A 19,993-nucleotide genomic window follows, 5' to 3' on the forward strand; every position below is an offset into this window, starting at 1 on the left:
CTGCCGTTTCATGATGCCTTGAACGTTCTGTTCAAGGCATTTTGTCTGTTTGGAGGCAAGTCATGAAAGACAGCGACTATATGCACATGGCGCTGGAACTGGCGAAGCGGGGCCAGGGCTGGACAGCCCCCAATCCTATGGTGGGAGCGGTGATTGTCAAGAGCGGCCGCGTCATTGGACAGGGGTATCACCGGCGGTGCGGCGGACTGCACGCGGAACGGGAGGCCCTTGCCTGCTGCGGGGAATCCCCGGAGGGCGCCACATTGTATGTGACGCTGGAACCCTGCTGCCACGATGGAAGGCAGCCGCCCTGCACGGATGCGATTTTGGAGGCTGGAATTTCAAGAGTCGTAGTCGGCTCAGACGACCCGAATCCCTTGGTGGGGGGGAAGGGCTTGTGCATCCTGCGCCGGCGCGGTGTGGAAGTGGAGACAGGGGTGGTGAAGCAGGAATGCGACGCGCTGAACCAGGTGTTCTTCCACTTCATGAAGACCCGGCGGCCTTACGTGGTCATGAAGTACGCCATGACGTTGGACGGCAAGACCGCTACCCGTACCGGAGCATCCCGGTGGATTACCGGGGAGGAAGCACGGCGCCGGGTTCATCAGGACCGGCACCGCTACTCCGCTATTATGACGGGCATCGGGACAGTGCTGGCGGACAATCCCCTGCTGACCTGCCGGATGGAGGGTGGCAGGAATCCTGTCCGCGTTATTTGTGACACCCGGCTGCGGACGCCTTTGGACAGCAAGATCGTCCGCACAGCCCGGGAGGTCCCCACCATCCTGGCCACCGCCTGCGGCGACGTGTTGAGACACGCACCCTATGAGAAAGCCGGCTGCCGGGTCTGGACCCTGCCGGAGCGGGAAGGCCATGTGGATTTGCCGGCCCTGATGGAGCGGCTGGGCGGAGAGAACATCGACAGCGTACTGCTGGAGGGCGGCGGCACGCTGAACTGGGCGGCGTTGGAGAGCGGAACTGTCCAGAAGGTCCAGGCCTATGTCGCCTCGAAGCTCTTTGGCGGAACAACGGCAAAGTCTCCGATCGGCGGTCTGGGGGTCGGACTCCCGGACCAGGCTGTGCAGCTGAAAAATACCATGATCACCAGGATCGGAGAGGATTTTTTGCTGGAAAGCGAGGTGGCGGCAGATGTTTACAGGGATGGTTGAAGAATTGGGAATCGTTCGGGCCGTCCGCCGGGGGAGGGCGTCCTCTGTGCTCTCCATCGGCGCCCGCCGGATTTTATCTGACCTGAGGATCGGCGACAGCGTGGCGGTGAACGGCGTCTGCCTCACCGCTGCCGCTAAGGATGACGGCGGCTTTATTGCCGATGTCATGCATGAAACGCTGAAGCGTTCCTCACTGGGGGCTCTGTCTGTGGGAAGCCATGTGAATTTGGAGCGGGCTATGGCGGTGGGGGGCCGCTTCGGCGGCCATATTGTTTCCGGCCACATCGACGGCACCGGAATCATCACCGCCATCCACACCGACGAAAACGCCATCTGGTACACAGTGAGCGCCGGAAGAGATTTACTGCGGTACATCGTGGAGAAGGGCTCTATCACGATTGACGGCATCAGTCTGACAGTGGCGGCGGTGGGAGAGAGCTGGTTTGCCATCTCCGCCATCCCGCATACAGTGGCAGTCACCATCCTGGGAGAAAAAAGGATGGGAGATACGGTCAATTTGGAGACGGACATGATCGGAAAATATGTAGAAAAGCTGCTGCAGCCAGAACGAGCTGTACAGCCTCAGAATGGGATTACGCTGAAACTTTTAATGGAAAGCGGATTTTGAAGGGAAGAAGGGAGGATCACCGATATGGAACAGCAATACAGCACAATAGAGGAGGCGTTGGAAGAGCTGCGGGCGGGCCGCATTATCATCGCCATCGACGACCCGGATCGAGAGAACGAGGGGGACATGATCTGTGCCGCCCAGTTCGCTACCACAGAAAACGTCAATTTTATGGCCACCCACGCCAAGGGCTTGATCTGCACCCCCATGAGCGCTGAGCTTGCCGCCCGGCTAGGGCTGGAGCAGATGGTCAAGATCAACACGGACAACCACAGTACCGCATTTACCGTGTCTATCGACCATGTGGACACTACCACCGGTATCTCTGCCCAGGAACGGGGCTACACCTGCCGCAAATGTGCCGATCCCGCCACCAGGCCGGAAGACCTGCGCCGTCCCGGGCATGTATTTCCTCTGGTGGCCAGGCGGGGCGGCGTGCTGACTCGCAATGGTCACACCGAGGCCACCGTAGATCTGTGCCGTCTGGCAGGTCTGCCTCAGTGCGGGCTGTGCTGTGAGATCATGCGGGACGACGGCACCATGATGCGCACCACCGAGTTGCTGAAAAAGGCAAAAGAGTGGGGGCTGAAGGTCATTACCATCAAGTCGCTGCAGGACTACTGCCGCCGCCACGACAAGCATGTGGTGCGGGGGGCCTGCGTCAAAATGCCGACGAGGTTCGGTGAGTTTCAAATCCACGGCTATGTCAACGACCTGAACGGAGAGCATCATGTGGCGCTGGTAAAGGGGGAGATCGGGGACGGCGGAAACGTGTTATGCCGGGTTCACTCTGAGTGTCTCACCGGAGATGTGTTCGGCTCCCGCCGCTGCGACTGCGGAGAGCAGTTGGCCGCTGCGCTGATCCAGATCGAGCGGGAGGGCCGGGGTGTACTGCTCTATATGCGGCAGGAGGGCCGGGGCATCGGCCTCATCAATAAGCTAAAGGCGTACGAGCTTCAGGAGCGGGGCTTTGACACAGTAGATGCCAATATTGAGCTGGGGTTTGCCCCGGATCTGCGGGAGTACTGGACCGGTGCGCAGATTTTGCAGGACTTGGGCGTTCGAACCATGCGTCTTCTGACCAACAACCTGGACAAAGTCTACCAGCTCTCGGATTTCGGTTTGGAGATCGTAGAGCGAGTGCCTATTCAGATCGCCGCCACAGCAGAAGACGTGTTCTACCTACGAACTAAGCGGCGGCGAATGGGACATATTCTAGACTGTTGAAAAATTAATGGAACAGGAGGACACTATGAAAATATTTGAGGGAAAACTGGTATCCGAGGGCACCAAGGTTGGCATCGTCTGTGCACGGTTTAACGAATTTATTGTTTCTAGGCTGCTGAGTGGCTGTGAGGATACATTGCTGCGCCACGGCGTACAGGCGGAGGACATCACCGTGGCCTGGGTCCCCGGTGCCTTTGAGATTCCGCTGATCGCCTCCAAAATGGCAAGGTGCGGCAGGTACGACGCTGTCATCGCTCTGGGTGCTGTGATCCGAGGCGCGACCTCCCACTATGACTATGTGTGCAGTGAGGTTGCAAAGGGCGTTGCCAGCGCGGCACTGAACAGCGATGTACCCGTTATGTTCGGTGTTCTGACCACTGACACCCTTGAACAGGCTATTGAGCGGGCTGGTACTAAGGCTGGCAACAAGGGCGCTGAGTGCGCCCAGAGCGCTATCGAAATGGTGAATCTCATCCGGGCGCTGAAGCCGTGAGCGCGGTTTATCTGCTTTTTGAGGACGAGAGTATTCTTCACGGCGGCCTGCGCATTGACACGCCGTCCTATGAGCGCCTAGCGGGACAACGCTCACCCACCTTGCCGCTGGAGAGGAGATATGACTTCGGAGTGGACGGCCTTTCGGGGAGAGTCGTTTCCTGCCAGGCGGAGAAACGTGCTCCTCCAGTGAGCTCCTTGGAGACCGGACCGAATATACCGGAGTTTCACCTGCTATGTTGGGCTGCTTCTTGCGATCAGTGACCGGCGGCGGGATATGGATGGGGCGCGGTGAAACAGCCTGCGCTCCATCGACCGACTATCGGCTGTGGAACGCTCCGGCGCGGGCTGAGCAGTGGAGGTCCCTGTGAGGCTGATGGTCCATGTCAGACAGTAGCTGCTGGAGCCGGCTGGTCCTGAGCCGGAATTTGAGCAACAGAGAAGTACGCTCAAGGGTGAACCCTTGAGTGTACTTTTTTATTTTGGGTCTGTGTTGGTTTCGGATCAATCCTGCAAAACCATCGCCATATCCGCCATTTTTTAAATGAAATGCATCATATTGGGACAGAGGACACAATGCTTTTGCTCCGCGTAGCTGGTATTTCTTAGCACGCAGCCGGTGAGGAACGGATTGGCGCTGGCATGCCGGATATTCTTATTCCTGCGTCAGCACGCGCTGGAAACACAAGTGCCCCGTCAATAGCAGTGATAGGCAGCGGAGAAATGTCCGTTGTTCTTCAGACTGCCGGATATACGCCGCTGCCAAATGTATCCGTGTTAACCGTGGCGGCATTCTGCCAATGCGCTATAAAAAAGGCCAGACCTTCCTGCTTGAAAGGCGGAGCCGTTACCCGGCGGCAAAGATATGGTATCCGCTCTGCCTCTGACAGCGGGAATCCAGCGGTAAGGGAAAATATCTTCATAAAGTCCGGTCCGTTTCCTGGATGCAAGGCTGCGCTTCGCACGGAATGGACAACAAAAAGCCTGTTGGAACAGTCCGCCAAAGGACTGTTCCAACAGGCTTCACCAAGGCATGCCCTGGTAAGGAAGTGGGCTACTGGTTGACGGAGGCGGCGATGGCGTCAGCCAAGGCATCCATTTCGCCTAGGTTCTGCTCCTGGAGGGAAGAGGCCATGGTCAGGCTGTCGTCCAAGATATCCATGTGCTTGAGCTTCTCCAGTTCCTCCCGCATGAGAGCGCCGGATCGGGGTGCCCAGGAGCCGTTCTCCACCAGGGCCACCGTGCGTTTCTGGAGGTTCAGGGCCTTCATGTCCATGAGGAAGCTGTGCATGGGGGGAAAGATGCCGAGGTTATAGGTGACGGAAGCCAATACCAAATGGCTGTACTTGAAGAGATCAGAGATCAGATAGCTGACATGGGTGCTGGACACGTCGTACAGACGGGTGTTGGTGACACCCCGCTCCGCCAGCTTGGTAGACAGGACCTCAGCGGCGGTCTCAGTGTTGCCATACATGGAGGCATAGACAATCATGACACCCCGCTCCTCTGGCTCATAGGTGGCCCAGTGGACGTACTTATCGATGAGATAGCCCAGGTCCCTCCGCCACACGGGGCCATGGAGGGGACAGATGAACTTGATGTTGTCTAGACCAACGAGACTGGAGGCCTTGTTCAGAAGGGCCTGGACCTGGGGGCCGTACTTGCCGACAATATTGGTGTAGTAGCGGCGGGCGTCATCCAGCCACTCGCTGTCAAAGTGGAACTCATCGGCGAACAGCTTGCCGTCCAAGGCGCGGAAGGAGCCGAAGGCGTCGGCGGAGAAGAGAACGCCGCTGGTAGTGTCAAAGGACACCATGGCCTCCGGCCAGTGGACCATGGGGGCACTGACAAAGGCGATAGTATGTCTGCCGAAGCACTTGCTGTCGCCCTCCTGGACCTCCTCAACCTGCCCGGCGTCAATGGGGAAGCCAAATTGGTGCAGCAGAATGACTGCCTTGGGGGAGGTGACAATGCGTACCTGCGGCCAACGGAGCAAAATCTCCTCAATGGAGGCGGCGTGATCCGGCTCCACGTGGTTGATGACGAGGTAATCCAGGGGACGGCCACCCAGCACAGCCTTCACATTGTCAATGAACTGGCGGCCCACGGACCAGTCAGCGGTATCAAACAGGACGGTCTTTTCATCCAGCAGAACATAGGCGTTATAGCTGACGCCATGGTACAGGGGATGGATATTCTCAAACAGGGCCAGGCGGTGGTCGTTGGCACCAACCCAGTACAGATCGTCAGTGACTTTACGGTAATTATACATAACAATACCTCCTTTTGATGTCCGGGCAGCGCATTAGACTTCGATCTCAAGGAATTGATCGGTACCCTCGCCACAGTGGGGACAGACCCAGCCCTCCGGCAGATCCTGGAACTGGGTGCCGGGCTTGACGTCGCTCTCAGGATCACCCAGCAGCAAGTCGTATTCATAGCCGCAGCCGTTGCAGAGGTACAGCTTCCGGGACTGGGTGGCCTTTTTGGGCACAGCCCGCTTGATCTTTTTCATGGGCGGGGCAGGCAGTTTTTCACCGGTGTCCAGCGCCTTTGTCAGCAGGGGGAGAATTTCCAGCACATCGCCCACGATGCCGTAGTCGCAATTTTTAAAAATGCGGGCGTTGGGGTCGATATTGATGGCCACGATGGTGGAGGCGTCCCGAATCCCCTTCAGGTGCTGGCCCGCACCGGAAATGCCGCAGGCGATGTACAGATTGCCCTTGAACTTTTGACCGGACATGCCCACATAGCGGTTCAGGGGAACATATTGCAGTGTCTCAGCTACAGGGCGGCTGGAGCCGATGGCCGCGCCGGCGGCCTTGGCCAGGTTTTCAATGAGTTTCATGTTCTTTTTCTCACCAATGCCCTTGCCGGCGCTGACCACCCGCTCCGCCTGAACGATGGGGGTGTCCAAGGGAATGCCGACCGTGAAATCATAGCCGTCCTTCTTCAAAGACGCTACCAGGGCGTCGACTTGCTCCTGGGGGGAGCCGTCCTTAAAAATCTGCTTTTTGCGTTCGCCGGTCTCCGGACCGCGCTTCTGGGCCGGAGCAGCGTCGGCCTTGCCTGCCTTGCCAAGAATATGGGAGGCGATGACCACCCGCTGGATCTCGTTGGTACCCTCGTAGATGGTGGTGATCTTGGCATCGCGGTAGAACCGCTCCACCTCCATGCCCTTCAGATAGCCGTTGCCGCCGAAGATTTGCAGGGCGTCGTTGGTGACTTCCAGGGCGATATCCGAGGCGTATTGCTTCGCCATGGCGGATTCCATACCGTAGGGGGCGTGGTCCTGTTTCAGATCAGCGGCGCTGTATACCAGCAGCCGGGCGGCCCGGAGTTTGGTTGCCATGTCGGCGATCTTGAAGGCAATAGCCTGCTGCTGGCAGATGGGACGGCCGAACTGGACGCGCTCCTTGGAATACTCTACCGCCGCTTCAAAGGCACCCTGAGCGATGCCCAGCGCCTGGGCCGCGATGCCGATGCGGCCGCCGTCCAGGGTGGCCATGGCGATCTTAAAGCCCTGGCCCTCCTTTCCCAGCAGGTTCTCCTTGGGAACCTTGACATTATTGAATAGCAGCTGGCAGGTGGCGGAGGAGCGAATACCCATCTTATCATAGTGATCGCCGAAGGCGAAGCCCTCCCAGCCCCGCTCCACGATGAAGGCGCTGATACCCCGGGTGCCGATGTCCGGCGTGGTGACGGCAAAGACCACATAGGTATCTGCCTCGCCGCCGTTGGTGATAAAAATCTTCTCGCCGTTCAAAAGCCAGTGGTCGCCCATGTCCACTGCAGTGGTCTCGGTGCCGCCAGCATCGGAGCCTGCGTTAGGCTCCGTCAGGCCGAAGGCGCCGATCTTGCGGCCGGTGCACAGGTCGGGCAGATATTTCATCTTCTGCTCCTCGGTGCCGAAGGCGTAGATGGGATAGGTACCCAGGGATGTGTGGGCTGACAGGATGACGCCGGTGCCGCCGTCCACCCGAGCCAGCTCCTCCACGGCAATGGCATAGCTGAGGGTGTCCAGCTCCGCACCGCCGTACTTCTTCTCATAGGGGATGCCCATCAGGCCCAGCTCGCCCAGCTTTCTCACGGCCTCCGTGGGGAAACGGTTCTCTTGGTCTAATAGAAAGGCGACGGGCTTGACCTCTGTCTCTGCGAATTCCCGAATTTTGGCCCGCAGGGCTTCATGGGCCTCAGTGGTTTGATAGAACATACTGCTTTCCTCCTTTTTCCGCCTTCGACATGTCGCACGAGAAATGAGCGCCAAATGATTGCTTGTGTTGGCAATAGTATATAAAACTGTTGGGAGGAGCAAAGTGATTTTTGCAACAAATAAATACTTTTGGCGAGGCTTACAAAAGAGAGTGCCGCTTTTTGGCGGGTTTGCCAGAGCGGATCAATTTTGAAGGCTTGAGAAAGGTTTTGACGAGAAAGCTGCGGCTAAAGTATGGGGGTACACACAAGCGCGGACAGGAGAGTATGAGACGTTGTTTGTGTTCTGCGTTCGCCGGGAAAATCGGATCAGGCCTGTACAGGGACTACACTCTGTCGGCATACAAACGGCTGGGGGAGGGTGCCCACACATATAGACATTCCTTTGCCAAATGTCTGAACCATTGAGAATATTGGATTTTTCTCTGATTTATATGGTATTATATGGATGTTAAAAGCTGAAAGTCATTAAAAAACGATGGAGACCGGGACGGTTTTCCACACAAAATTATGATGAGAAAGGACGCCGGAGCCGCAGGCGTGAGACTGGCTTTGGGAGTAGCTGCGCCTTGCCAGCAAGAAGGGCCGGAAGGAGCCGTCTTGCATCCAACGGGGTGGAAGTACATATAGACCCCTTCTGGCACGAAGAAAACGGCTATAGCGGCCCACATGCGGGGGAAGCGTTCCCCGGGAGGAAGAAGGAGGCAGAAAACGTGCCGGTAAAAGCGGTGGGGCGCCGTTGGGCATACACAAGGCAGGACTTCCGCAGGGCGGTGAACGTCAAACCAGCTGGAGCCGGGAGTCAACTACACAAGGCACCAGGCTCACCACCATTGGTCGGGATGCCCTGGTTTGGCAGCAGTGCCGCTGGAATTATCAGGATGGCAAAGACGAACAGACCCGTTCCCTGCCCTGGATGTGGGAACAGGCTCTCGTTTTTGCACGGAACAGCGAGGACTATCCCAGGAAGCCGCTGCCCCATGTTCCGGCGGAGTATTTGGCAGTGGCTGAACAAAAATCATGATGGCTTTTGAAGGAATGGCTGGAGCTTTCTGAACAAGCTGCAGCCATTTGTCAAAAAAATCGACAAATATCGACAAACCAGAACTGCAGTTCCTGTTCGTTTTGCTCCCTGTTCTTTATTATTATAGAAAATATAAGGAAAAGGAGATGAAAAGGATGCCATCAGCTGTAGTACGCAAACCGCTTGAGAGAATCACCAAATATCACCGGTTAAATCACGGCACCTTGGACGTTAAAATCCGAGATTCCGGGTTCACAAACGCGGCGGTTGCAGAGGCGCTTGGGATCAGTGAGGAGTATGTGCGTAAGTTGCGAAAAAAGGACGCCAATATCCACATCAAACTTCTCTCCCAGATCATGGAACTCTTTGACGTTTCCTACCAGGAGCTGACAGTCGTTTGTACTGTGGAATCAGACAATGGATGACGCCATGATACAGGGAAAGCGCTGTCTCAGGCCTAACTGTCCTTCAAACATGAGCAGCCCTGCGTCCCAACAGGGAGAACATACGAACAGCTCCCGGCATGGATACAGTCCTGCCGGTCTCTTCCAATGGATCTTTGTTGAGACCGCCGTTTCGATGGATATCAGGAAACCAGAAGGAGAATGCATATGTACCGCTATCGCGCCACGCCACAAAAAAGTATTGGCAGAAATGACTTGACGTATGGCCTGCTTGCCGAAGAACTCATAGGGATCAAGTGGACTGCAGTTGCTGTGATTCCTGATATTTCCTGTGACTGTGCTTTGGTAACCCACCTTGCAGAGCGTTGCACGCACGGGCAATTAGCGCCTTTCCAGATGCTTGATGTTGTTTTAGATGTCCTGCTGCTTTAGCCTGCGCAATATCCCGCGCCACTGTTTGCAGGCAAGGACTCTTGCCTACATCATTTTTCGCTTTTGGCGCTCACGATGAAATACTTTTGTATGTGTACATATCCCAATCACGGCTACAGCAGCCGCCCACCTGACAAATAGGAGCAAAGCGAGGGATTAGGGAAGTCTTGCCACGCCTTATAAACGCCGCAAAAGACCTGCTCTCAGATAGAAATTTCACAATCTTACCGGGGCTGCCTTGCCTGGAGTGAGCACGCTTGCTCCGCCGCAGCGGTATTCCCTGCAGAACACACAACTCACCCAAAACCAGATGCCCTGCGGCAGCACAGGTATAGCCGCAGGGCATTTCCGTTGGTCGCAAGGGTGGTCCGCTGTTTCTGCACGATTAGCTTTTTCAGCTCTCTACCGTAAATCCATATCCGGATCAGCGAAGGAGGCCGGCTTTTCACGCCTGGTTCAGGATAGACATGAACTCCTCGCCCGTGATCGTCTCCTTTTCATAGAGATACTTGGCCAACTCATCCAGCTTTTTGCGATTTTCCTGCAGGAGCTGGGCAGCCTTTTCATGCTGTCGCTTGACCAGGGCCATCACCTGCCGGTCAACCTCTGCCTGGGTTTGCGCAGAGCAGGACAGGGAGGTGTCGCCGCCCAGGTATTGATTGTTCAACGTCTCCAAAGCCACCATATCAAAGCTCTCGCTCATGCCATAGCGGGTAATCATGGCCCGGGCCAGCTTGGTGGCCTGCTCAATGTCGTTGGAGGCGCCGGTGGAGCTGGTGCCAAAGACCACTTCCTCAGCAGCCCGGCCGCCGGTAAGAGTGGCGATCCGGTTTTCCAGCTCTTCCCGGGTCATTAAATAGTGGTTGCCCTCCTCCACCTGCATGGTGTAGCCCAAGGCGCCGGAGGTGCGGGGAATGATTGTGATTTTCTGTACTGGAGCGGAGTGGGTCTGCTTGGCGGCCACCAAAGCGTGGCCGATCTCGTGATAGGAAACCGTCCATTTCTCCTGATCTGTCAGGATGGCATTTTTCTTCTGATAGCCGGCGATCACAACCTCAATGCTCTCCTCCAGATCCGCCTGGGTCGCAAAGCGTCGACCGTCCCGCACAGCCCGCAGGGCTGCCTCGTTGACGATGTTGGCCAGCTCCGCTCCGCTGGCGCCGGAGGCCATCCGTGCCACCTGCAGGAAGTCCACGTCCTCCGCCACTTTGATTTTTTTGGCGTGAACTTTTAAAATTTCCTCCCGTCCTTTCAGATCCGGCAGCTCCACCGGCACCCGCCGGTCAAAGCGTCCCGGCCTGGTCAGCGCCGGGTCCAAAGACTCGGGCCGGTTGGTGGCTGCCAGAATGATCACACCGTTGTTGCCCTCAAAGCCATCCATTTCAGTAAGCAGCTGGTTCAGAGTCTGCTCCCGCTCGTCGTTGCCACCGATCTGCCCATCCCGTTTTTTGCCGATGGCGTCAATCTCGTCAATAAATACGATACAAGGGGACTTTTCCTTGGCCTGCCTGAAAAGGTCCCGGACCTTGCTGGCGCCCATGCCCACAAACATCTCCACAAATTCCGAGCCGGACATAGAGAAAAAGGGGACGCTGGCTTCACCGGCCACTGCCTTGGCCAGCATCGTCTTGCCGGTGCCCGGAGGGCCCACCAGCAAAATCCCCTTGGGCATGGAGGCCCCGATTTCCCGATACTTCTGCGGATCGTGGAGGTACTCCACGATTTCCTTCAAGTTGTCCTTGGCCTCGTCCTCTCCAGCCACATCGGAGAATTTGATGCCCTCGGAGGACTTGACATAGACCTTGGCGTTGGATTTTCCAAACATCATGGCATTGGGCCCGCCCATCTTATCCATCATCTTTCGGGACAGGAACTGGCCGATGGCAATGAAGATGGCCAGCGGCAAGACCCAGGCCAGAATTGATGCCAGAAGGGAGGTCTGCTCCACCTCCTCACCGTAGAAGGAAACTCCCGCGTCCAGCAGGGACTGGGTCAGATTTGGGTCTCCCACCATAGCGGTTTTGTAGACGACGGTTTCCTCCTTGTCCGTGAAGAGAATGCGGTTTTCCTGCTCCTGAAGCTCCGCCCGTCCGACCTCTCCGTTTTCTACCATGGACAGAAACGTGCCATAGTCCACCTCCTTGATCTGCCGCTGGCTCAGCCAAGGCATGGCCAGCAGGTTGAACAGCAGTAAAACCAGCAGCACAATTCCGTAGTAATAAATAAGGGGCTTTTTGGGTGTTTTTACTTCATTCATATTGGGTCGCTCCTTTTTCGTTAGTTTCCTGGTTCTCGGCCGCTTGAAGAAGTGCGGCCAAAGCGGCGGCCAGCGCCTGGCGCATGGACAAGGTTGCAAAGTCCATAGCATATTCTGCGTAAAGGGCTGCGGCCTCGGCGTGATCTATCGCTTCCGTATGGTTTTTGCCATGCAGATCCTCAGGCAGTTCTTTTTGCAGCAGCTCCTCCATGCGTTTCATATAGTCCAGCTGAACACCGGACAGGGCGGCTACAGCCGGTGAGCGGCCCTCTTTCACGCTCCTGGCTAGGGACTGGCTGGTTTTACGGCAGTCCGCCAGGACGCTGGTGAGGGCTTGGCGGAGTTGAGCGGAATCCAGACGCTGAGCCTGTTGAATGCGCAGCCTGAGAAGCCTGTACTCGTCCTCCAGTTCATGGAGCTTTGCTGCAAAGCTATTTCCATTCAAAGCCATCGTGTTTCCTCCGTTTTTTCCTCCGGGATGTTGTCATGTCTTCTTTATACCAGCATAGCTGCAAGGTGGCGACTGTCAAAGGCTGGGCTATGTATAGACAAATACCTTCCAGTGTCAAAAAGACTGACAGATTGGCTCCGCTGTCAATACATGGCTGCGAAATTGTCAGGGTTCAGGCCGGGAAGACTTGGCGATTGCTCAGATATCAACAAGGCACGACCGGCAACAAGGATAGGTGGGGATCAAACGGGAATTCAGGAAGATTCAAGTCTATGGCGCAGACTGCGGTGTGCCTCCAGGCGCTAAAATGCATGGAAAAGGACCGGGGGAGCAACCTCTCAGACCAATGGCGCTGCTGAACAGGCTGACGCCCAATATTGGTATGGCGCTCAGAAGGCTGTCCTCTGCAGAGCCTTCGTCAAAAAAAGTGGCTGCATGATGAGGCTATCCCGTTGCCCGGCGTTGACCAACACAAAGTCTCTCGGGGAGATGACGGAAATGAAGCCCTTTGCCGGCAGCATTCTCTGGTGGAATCCCTGCCAAGGAGAGTGCTGTTGGGGGAGGGGGCGGATTTCGCAGTCAGAGCGCTTTTTAAACAGGGCGGCGACATCCCACTGGCAGTATGCCGCCTTTCCCAGGTGATGATGGAGTCTAGCACGTCCAAGGCCAGACCGCCGTACTTCCCCGCCCGGCGGCAGGCAGAATGGCCCGGAGGATAGTCCGCCTTTTCCCTTGTTGAACCCATGGAGATGAGGAGAGCCGCGTGTTCCTTTACGGCCCCAATGTAAACATCCGGGAGTACACACTGCCGGAAGTCCTGAAGTTCCCGCTACTATGGCTTATCATAAATAACCGCCCTTCTGTGAGAAACATACGCCCTGCCTGATGCCGGAAAACGGCACTCCCTGGTTCGCAAGACCGGTTCTGCGGGCGATCGATCCCCGGAGAGGATGGCTCTGTGCCGGGACTGAAAAGCCTGCCGCTGACAGTGAGAAGCATCCGGATACCTCATGGCGGAGGAGGACAGAACGAAAAGGTTCCCCGCGTACCTGCGCGGGGAACCTTTTCGTTCTATTGGTGTATGGACTTTCCCGGTGCAGAGCCCCAAGCACATGACACCATCTGCCTGCACTTGATGCTGCGGCGGGAATGCGGGCACGGGATAAATCCTGACCGCTCCACAGAGTGCAATCACAGATGTGTTCCATGGTGTGTGGGCGGGGAAATCAGCTGGCGGTACCGGATTCGCGCCAGATCTCACCGGAAATCAGCCCGCTGATCTGCTGGGCAAGAATGTCTGGATTTTGCTCCTTGGTCAGGTTATCCAGCAGCAGTCCCACGACGCCATAGGAATAAAAGCTGACCGCAGTCTCCAGATCAGAGGCCGGAAGCGTCCGGCCAGCAGCATGCGCGCGGATCATCTCGTCAAAATAGGCACGGGAAAACCGCCTCAGCAGCTGGCTCATCTCTTCCCTTCGCTGAGAGGACAGCAGATGCCGGATCAACCGCTTTTCTTCTGATGTGACAGTGATCACTGACTTTAAGGCGTCCTGCACGGAAGGAGCTTCCAGGCTTGCAAGCAGTGTTTTCTGCAGCCGTTGTTCCATCAGATATTCGATGACTTCCATAGTGTCCTGAAAGTGGTAATAAAAGGTCTGACGGCTGATGTGACAGGCATCCACCAGCTCCTTGACTGTGATCTTTTCCACATTCTTATGCTCCAGGAGTCCGGCAAAGGTTTCGGCAATCACCTGCTTGACGTCTACAGGCATCGGGTCCCACCTCCACGTTTTAAGAAAAATCGTCTTATTCTACCAAAAAAGAGCGGTTTCGTCCAGTATTTCATGGGCGCACCAGGGTACAGGTGGATATATTGAGAAAGCGGGACCTGCTCCTATAGGACCAGGTCCCGCTTTCTTGTGTGCAAAGAACTAGACAGAGGTGGACTCATACCGGCTCCAGTCCGGAGTAGAAGTTAAGGCGGTCCAGCGCTCGTGAATCTGATCCCGGGGCTGGAAGGCATGGCTGTTTGTAGCCTCCTGAATGGCCAGATAGTACCAGTCGGTTTCCCGGCAGTCCGACCAGGTATTCATCCCGGGCAGCAGATCGTCCTTGTCTTCTGGCAGGCGGTTCAGAATCCGGTTGATCATGGTTATCGCCTGAGCGCGGGTAATCTTGGCGTCAGGGCGAAAGGTGCCGTCTGTAAAGCCCCGCACCCAGCCCAGGGCCGCAGCCCGCTCAATTTCCGCCTTTGCCCAATGGCCGGAGATATCGGTGAAAGCGCTGCCTCCAGTGCCGCCGCCGGAGGCGAAACGGGCGCAGATGGCTGCAAATTCCGCCCGGGTAATCGGCGCGTCTGGGTCAAAGCTTCCGTCACTGCGGCCCTGGATGATTCCAAGAGCTGACATGGTGGCGATGGCAGTGTTGGCCCAATCGTTCGCGGCAACGTCTGAGAAGTTGTGGGTGGTGGTCAGGAAATCCTGCCGCACGCCCTCATCCAACAGCCGGAAGAAAATGGTAGCCACTTGGGCGCGGGTGATGCTGGCGTTAGGCCGCACAGTACCGTCGGCATAGCCCTGGATATAGGCAAAATGATCGCTGCCGTTGAGCATGGCGGGCACGATGCTCTCTTCCCATCCGGCAAACAGCGTGAGATAGCCGTTGACCAGCAGGGACTCCTCCTCATCTACCCGCCGGGTGAGGAAACTGTCCCGATACCAACCGGTGAAGCAGTAGCCGGGGCGGGTGGGGATGTGGACGCCGTACTCTGCGTCGTCATAGGGATTGATGCGAAAGGCATCTGTTTCTTCAATGGGAGCGAATTTGGTGCCGCCATTGGAGTTGAAGCGCAGATACGGTGTCTGGTCGGAGTCGTCCCCTGGATCTGGGGTTGGGGTTGGAGAGGCGTTCTCCGTCCAAGCGGCGGTGAGAGTCAGATTCCCGGTAACAGTCAGGGCGTCTCCAGGCTGGTAAAGAATCGTACCATCGCTCCACCCGGCAAAGGTATATCCGCTTCGGATGGGGGCGGGTGCCACAGCGACGGTGCCCCCATCCATCACGGACACCGCCTTATATGCGTTCGGGTCTCCCGTACCGCCGTTCAGGTTGTAGGAGACGGTCCAGGTTTGTGGTCCCTCCACATGGAATGTGCAGAGGGCTTCAGACTGTGATTTAAAATGCAGCGTTGGCGCGTATTCCAGGTCGTTTCCCAGGAGAAAGCCGGATGCCTGAACCGTGGTTTTCAAATTCACACGGCCGCTGCTGCGCAGCGCGGCCCGGGCGGAATCGGACAAGGTGCCGGTAAGCCCCGTCAAGGAAATCTCGTAGGTTTGAGGGCTGCCCCCATCAGCCAGCACGTCGCATACGATATAGAGGGTGTTGTTGTCCGAAGTATATGCGTACCATTGAGGCTGCAAGATCTCGCTTTCTAGCGAAAGCTGATCCGTGATCGGTTCGGAGCTTGGCTGAAATCCCTCGTCAAAGGTGAAGGCAAGCGTCAGTGTGGTATCGTGAAAGGAATCATACGGGGATGCAAAATCGTAAGCAAAGTCTTCTCCGGAATACCAGAGGTCTCCGGAGGCATCCTCATACATGGACGCAACCTCCAGGAGGTCAAAGGTTATGGTATATCCAATAGAAACCGCTTCATCCACAGAGGGCAGGATGTGGTCCTGCGTGTCTGAGCCATGCCAGTCCCCGCTGTTGATTTGATGCAGAATTTCAGCGGAGCTGTCGGCTTCAGGAGACGTGGGAGCCGGTGTGACCGTCACAGTTTTTGTGAATTGAACCACAGAGTCCGGATCATCCGGATTGGTAATCTCCACAGTAATGGGATAGGTTCCAGCTTCTGTGAAAATCAGCCGGTCTGTTCCATACCCCTGGGCCGGAACAGAGGTGTCATAGGTATAGGTGCGCACAAGGTCCGTCACAAGGTCAAAGCCGTTTCCAGCGTTGCTGGTGCCCATGCTGGCATATACCTTGGAATCGCTGGAATTCGTCACCTGATGATAAGTATAGGAGAGAGGCTCCCGGGCCTCCCGAACATAAAGCGTGTTGGCAGCTGCCGGATGGAGCTGCGATACCTGCATATTTTTGGCGTTAGAGAGAACCCCATATCCGTAACCATATACAGGGTAGTAAGCATTTCCGGGGGAGGTTGGTTCTGCAGTGATGTCTGTGATATCACAGAATGTATCTGTGATGGAGATGATGGCGGAAGAGGTGCCATTCAAAGCCCGGACAGAGGAGACATAACGGACCGACTCCTCGGCGGTCACTTCAAAATGTATTTCGCTGTAGCAGGCTTTCAACGTGGAGCCCAGGCCATGATTATGCTGCGGGTTTCTTGTGTCGGAGGTTTTTCCGGGTGAAGCGCCTAACATGCCCGCCAGACCGCCATAAAAGCCGCCGCTGTTTTTGCTGTCATCTGTATGGCCGCCGGTGACACTGGAATCCACCTCACCATGGATGACACTGCAGCGGAGCATGGTGGAGTCTCCATCAAAGATTCCAGCGACACCACCCAGGTAAAGTCCCGCAAGGATCGCATCCGAAAGAGATGTAGAGGGAATCTCTGCTGTCAAGTCAGCAACCAGGTCTTCCACTGAGCAATCTTCCACTGAGGCGGCTGTCTGCACACTGCCGATCATGCCACCGATGGCCTCAAGCAGAGAACCGTCGCCTGCGGTCCGGGTCACAGTGAGGTCTTCGGCCTTGCAGTGATCCATGGACGTTGGATAGCCGTATGCACCTCTATATTTGTCATGATAAGGATTTCCCTGGGCACCCACAAGGCCGCCCAGACTTACAGGAAGATAGAACTCTGCAGATCCGTCCCAACCACCAAGATCTATCGTATAAGCCGCACTTGTATCGGCGCTGCCAGCGTATGAGATGGTGATTCCGGTGGCTTTGCAGCCACTGATCTCGGAAGAACTGCCGCCGGAACTTTCAGAGAAATCCACCAGACCCACTAAACCGCCAAAACTGGAAAATTGCGCTGCCCCTGAGATTGTAACCTCCATGCTGCTATCCCTAACTGTGACGCCGCTGACTGTGGACCCAACGACCCAGCCGGCCAGAAGTCCCGCCCTCTGGATGCCTGTCTGCTGGGTGGTAAGGACAGCGGAGCTCAGTTCCAGATCATAAATTTCGGCGTCTTGCACATAGCCAAAGAACCCAGCCAGTCCGCCAGAGTCACTGGAGACCTGCATTCCTGAAATGACAGCTCCATTGCCGTCCAATGTGCCCTGAAACGGGTGAGATTTCGTCCCAATCGGCACCCATTGGGAACCGCCTAAGTCGATATTGCTAGTCAGTTCAATTGTTTTGCCTTGAAATGTGGTTCCGGCATTTACTGTTTTTGCAAGCCACGCCAGCTCCTCGGCGGAGTTGATAGTAACCGTCGAGGCGTCTTCGGCATAATCCTCTGGCATTTGGGCTTGGTCAATCCAGCCTGCTTCCACTGCGGCGACTGGAATGGGGAAGAGAGAGAATAAAATAGCCAAAGCGGTCAACAGGCTCCCCATGCGAATGGTAAGTACTCTTTTCATGGTCACTTCCTCCTTGTTCTTTGTGCGCCTAGGACTGTTTCTTGAACAGCTCCAATCAGCCATCAATAGCAGACAAAATAAAAATTTTGTCTGCTATTGATGAGAGGCTTGTTGGAAAAGTAAAAATTTTTGCATATTTTTCCTTCTTACCTAGCCTGTAATGCCGCTTAAGTGTATACACATTCAGACCGCTCAAATTTTAGGTTTGACCGGTCTATTTTGAGTTGCCTGAATAAGGTTGTCGTGCTTGTGTTATTATAAAAGTTGTGGTAAAATCCTTGTACAGTTGTGGCCTATGTATCAAACACAGCATCCGAATGGTAACAAAATTTTTATTTTGTCTGCTATCCGACCAGGCGCAGCTGTTCCAGCTGTTGAGCGTGCTCCTCACCTGTAGAGATCAGGTAGATGCGAGTGGTTTCCACAGAGCTATGGCCCAGTATATCAGCTAGCTTGACCACATCCCGGCTGGCCTGATAGAAAGTGCGGGCGAACAGATGCCGCAGGTTATGAGGGAACACCTTGGTTGGAGCCACACCTGCTGCACTGCAGACAGACTTCATTTCCGACCAAATCTGTTTTCTGGATATGCTGTGCCCGCCTCTGGTGAGAAATATCTCACCAGAGGCGATTTTGCGATCTTTTGCGTATTTTAAAAGCTTTCTGCAAAGCTTACCTGGGAGAAGAATCGTACGGATTTTTCCCTTTAAACTGACCTCCGCCCTCCCTGTGTGAGCTGCCTCTACGGTTATATACCGGACCTCTGACACCCGAATGCCGGTGGCGCAGATTGTCTCTAAAAGAAGGGCCAGCCGTTCTCGCCCCTGATTTCGGGCGGCGGCCACTAGACGGTGATATTCCTCCCGAGTCAGCTCCCGTTCTTGTTTTTGAAAGATCCGTCGCTGAATCCGCAGAGGCCGGACCCGGCATGTCCCGAAGCCCGCAACATCCAGAAATCGGTTTAGGCTGGCCAGCATGGAGTTGATTGTGACTGCACTGTAGCCCTGCTGCTGCAAGAATTCCTTCCATTCCGCGCATTTGACGTGTGTGACTGGCCTCTCTCCCAGCCACTTGGAAAAGGTGCGGACATGTCGCAGATAGTTCTCAATGGTTCCGGAGCTGCGGTCCTCGGCCCGCAGATACTGGGCAAACTCCTCCAGGGCAGTGGGCGTGATGAATGCTGACATAAAAATCCTCCTCATATGATGAATGCCCTTATTCTACCTTGCGGAGGACCGCTTATGCACCATAGGATAAACTGGGCAATTTCACACCTTTTCTTGAAAATGATGGGCGCTTATGGTAGGATAATATCGTATTTTTCAAGAGAGAGGGAACTGCCGTGGGGTATCTGAGCACTCGTCGCCCTGGACTGGACACGCTGCGGGGCATGACACTGGTCAGTATGATGGTCTATCATGCCTGCTGGGATTTGGTCTATCTTTTTAGGCAGGATTGGGCATGGTACCGCTCCTTTGGCGCCCATCTCTGGCAGCAGAGCATCTGCTGGACGTTTATTCTGCTCTCTGGCTACTGTTTTCATCTGGGACATCACCGGCTGCGGCGCGGACTTCTATCCCTGGGCGGAGGGGCGCTGGTGAGCGCGGTCTCCCAGGTGGCAGGCAGCCCCATCCACTGGGGGGTGCTGACTTTGCTGGGCGCGGCAGCGCTGCTGACCATTCCTTTGGACCCGCTGCTGCGGCGACTGCCCGCCAGAGCGGGCCTTGCGGGCAGCTTCTGCCTGTTTTTTCTGCTGCGGGAGGTTAACCAAGGATATCTGGGCTTTGAGGGTGCGGCGCTGCTGACATTGCCGGCGGACTGGTACCAGAATTCCCTCACGGCACTGTTGGGGTTTCCGGGGCCGGATTTTTTCTCCGCGGATTATTTTTCCCTGCTTCCGTGGCTGTTCCTATTCTGGACGGGCTACTTCCTCTACCGCCTGCGGCCGGAGGGGGAGGGACGGGAACTCAGGCTCCCGCTGGTGACAACGCTGGGACGGCACTCTCTGGTGGCATATTTGCTGCATCAGCCCCTTATCTACGGGGTGCTGTGGATGTTTGCGAGAGTGTCTTGAAAAACAAAGTGCTCTGCCGTATGCGTCCCATGCCCGCCGCCGGCCTGATTCCATTATGAGGCGGACACCGG

At 56.0% G+C, this 19,993-nt stretch carries 15 protein-coding genes; 8 read left to right on the top strand and 7 right to left on the bottom strand.

The features are described 5' to 3' along the window. Positions 1–62: 62 nt before the first annotated feature. From ribD to ribH, 4 genes are read left to right on the top strand one after another with little or no spacing between them, the layout of a single operon-like run. Positions 63–1,169, top strand: a complete 1,107-nt coding sequence (gene ribD / locus KJS55_RS10455) for a bifunctional diaminohydroxyphosphoribosylaminopyrimidine deaminase/5-amino-6-(5-phosphoribosylamino)uracil reductase RibD (RefSeq protein ID WP_213543298.1) — start codon at positions 63–65, stop codon at positions 1,167–1,169. Then, positions 1,150–1,797, top strand: coding sequence for a riboflavin synthase (gene ribE, locus KJS55_RS10460; RefSeq protein WP_213543299.1), 648 nt, complete (start codon positions 1,150–1,152; stop codon positions 1,795–1,797). The genes ribD and ribE overlap by 20 nt, the downstream gene beginning before the upstream one ends. A gap of 24 nt (positions 1,798–1,821) precedes the next feature. Further along, positions 1,822–3,024 carry a bifunctional 3,4-dihydroxy-2-butanone-4-phosphate synthase/GTP cyclohydrolase II gene (locus KJS55_RS10465; RefSeq protein WP_213543300.1) on the top strand — a complete coding sequence of 401 codons (1,203 nt, stop codon included), beginning with the start codon at positions 1,822–1,824 and terminating at the stop codon, positions 3,022–3,024. A gap of 25 nt (positions 3,025–3,049) precedes the next feature. Next, complete coding sequence (ribH, locus tag KJS55_RS10470) at positions 3,050–3,517, top strand: 6,7-dimethyl-8-ribityllumazine synthase (RefSeq protein WP_213543301.1); 468 nt, start codon at positions 3,050–3,052, stop codon at positions 3,515–3,517. 1,053 nt (positions 3,518–4,570) lie between these two features. On the opposite strand, the gene KJS55_RS10475 is transcribed toward ribH, so the two are convergent. Both KJS55_RS10475 and KJS55_RS10480 read right to left on the bottom strand, forming a co-directional pair. Then, entirely contained in the window at positions 4,571–5,788 is a 1,218-nt protein-coding gene (locus KJS55_RS10475) for an FprA family A-type flavoprotein (RefSeq protein WP_213543302.1), read from the bottom strand. 33 nt (positions 5,789–5,821) lie between these two features. After that, positions 5,822–7,729 (bottom strand): acyl-CoA dehydrogenase family protein, encoded by a 1,908-nt coding sequence (locus KJS55_RS10480; RefSeq protein ID WP_187029604.1) that lies wholly within the window; start codon positions 7,727–7,729, stop codon positions 5,822–5,824. Positions 7,730–8,467: 738 nt separating this feature from the next. On the opposite strand from KJS55_RS10480, the gene KJS55_RS10485 reads away from it, so the two are divergent. From KJS55_RS10485 to KJS55_RS10495, 3 genes are all read left to right on the top strand, one after another. After that, entirely contained in the window at positions 8,468–8,752 is a 285-nt protein-coding gene (locus KJS55_RS10485; protein WP_187029606.1) for a hypothetical protein, read from the top strand. 155 nt (positions 8,753–8,907) lie between these two features. After that, positions 8,908–9,177, top strand: a complete 270-nt coding sequence (locus KJS55_RS10490; protein ID WP_213543303.1) for a helix-turn-helix domain-containing protein — start codon at positions 8,908–8,910, stop codon at positions 9,175–9,177. 186 nt (positions 9,178–9,363) lie between these two features. Then, complete coding sequence (locus tag KJS55_RS10495) at positions 9,364–9,588, top strand: DUF6514 family protein (protein ID WP_187029610.1); 225 nt, start codon at positions 9,364–9,366, stop codon at positions 9,586–9,588. A 445-nt stretch (positions 9,589–10,033) separates the two neighbouring features. On the opposite strand, the gene ftsH is transcribed toward KJS55_RS10495, so the two are convergent. The 5 genes from ftsH to KJS55_RS10520 all read right to left on the bottom strand — a co-directional run bounded on the left by ftsH (position 10,034) and on the right by KJS55_RS10520 (position 19,035). After that, the gene (gene ftsH / locus KJS55_RS10500; RefSeq protein ID WP_213543304.1) at positions 10,034–11,845 is read right to left on the bottom strand and encodes an ATP-dependent zinc metalloprotease FtsH; all 1,812 of its coding nucleotides are present in this window, start codon (positions 11,843–11,845) and stop codon (positions 10,034–10,036) included. Beyond that, positions 11,838–12,296, bottom strand: a complete 459-nt coding sequence (locus tag KJS55_RS10505) for a hypothetical protein (protein WP_213543305.1) — start codon at positions 12,294–12,296, stop codon at positions 11,838–11,840. The genes ftsH and KJS55_RS10505 overlap by 8 nt, the downstream gene beginning before the upstream one ends. A 1,226-nt stretch (positions 12,297–13,522) precedes the next feature. Then, complete coding sequence (locus KJS55_RS10510) at positions 13,523–14,068, bottom strand: TetR/AcrR family transcriptional regulator C-terminal domain-containing protein (protein WP_187029616.1); 546 nt, start codon at positions 14,066–14,068, stop codon at positions 13,523–13,525. 159 nt (positions 14,069–14,227) lie between these two features. Beyond that, positions 14,228–17,848 carry an S-layer homology domain-containing protein gene (locus KJS55_RS10515; protein ID WP_213543306.1) on the bottom strand — a complete coding sequence of 1,207 codons (3,621 nt, stop codon included), beginning with the start codon at positions 17,846–17,848 and terminating at the stop codon, positions 14,228–14,230. Positions 17,849–18,192: 344 nt separating this feature from the next. Continuing rightward, complete coding sequence (locus KJS55_RS10520; protein ID WP_187029620.1) at positions 18,193–19,035, bottom strand: tyrosine-type recombinase/integrase; 843 nt, start codon at positions 19,033–19,035, stop codon at positions 18,193–18,195. A 155-nt stretch (positions 19,036–19,190) separates the two neighbouring features. On the opposite strand from KJS55_RS10520, the gene KJS55_RS10525 reads away from it, so the two are divergent. Beyond that, positions 19,191–19,922, top strand: a complete 732-nt coding sequence (locus KJS55_RS10525; protein WP_228300513.1) for a heparan-alpha-glucosaminide N-acetyltransferase domain-containing protein — start codon at positions 19,191–19,193, stop codon at positions 19,920–19,922. The last annotated feature ends 71 nt before the right edge of the window (positions 19,923–19,993 follow it).

Origin of the sequence: Pusillibacter faecalis (assembly GCF_018408705.1) — a bacterium.
In the GTDB taxonomy this organism is placed as follows: domain Bacteria; phylum Bacillota; class Clostridia; order Oscillospirales; family Oscillospiraceae; genus Oscillibacter; species Oscillibacter faecalis.

Coding starts and splice junctions, on each gene's coding strand:
- ribH (WP_213543301.1), top strand. CDS start 3,050: ATGAAAATATTTGAGGGAAAACTGGTATCCGAGGGCACCAAGGTTGGC.
- ribE (WP_213543299.1), top strand. CDS start 1,150: ATGTTTACAGGGATGGTTGAAGAATTGGGAATCGTTCGGGCCGTCCGC.
- KJS55_RS10520 (WP_187029620.1), bottom strand. CDS start 19,035: ATGTCAGCATTCATCACGCCCACTGCCCTGGAGGAGTTTGCCCAGTAT.
- KJS55_RS10490 (WP_213543303.1), top strand. CDS start 8,908: ATGCCATCAGCTGTAGTACGCAAACCGCTTGAGAGAATCACCAAATAT.
- ribD (WP_213543298.1), top strand. CDS start 63: ATGAAAGACAGCGACTATATGCACATGGCGCTGGAACTGGCGAAGCGG.
- KJS55_RS10465 (WP_213543300.1), top strand. CDS start 1,822: ATGGAACAGCAATACAGCACAATAGAGGAGGCGTTGGAAGAGCTGCGG.
- KJS55_RS10515 (WP_213543306.1), bottom strand. CDS start 17,848: ATGAAAAGAGTACTTACCATTCGCATGGGGAGCCTGTTGACCGCTTTG.
- KJS55_RS10495 (WP_187029610.1), top strand. CDS start 9,364: ATGTACCGCTATCGCGCCACGCCACAAAAAAGTATTGGCAGAAATGAC.
- ftsH (WP_213543304.1), bottom strand. CDS start 11,845: ATGAATGAAGTAAAAACACCCAAAAAGCCCCTTATTTATTACTACGGA.
- KJS55_RS10480 (WP_187029604.1), bottom strand. CDS start 7,729: ATGTTCTATCAAACCACTGAGGCCCATGAAGCCCTGCGGGCCAAAATT.
- KJS55_RS10510 (WP_187029616.1), bottom strand. CDS start 14,068: ATGCCTGTAGACGTCAAGCAGGTGATTGCCGAAACCTTTGCCGGACTC.
- KJS55_RS10475 (WP_213543302.1), bottom strand. CDS start 5,788: ATGTATAATTACCGTAAAGTCACTGACGATCTGTACTGGGTTGGTGCC.
- KJS55_RS10505 (WP_213543305.1), bottom strand. CDS start 12,296: ATGGCTTTGAATGGAAATAGCTTTGCAGCAAAGCTCCATGAACTGGAG.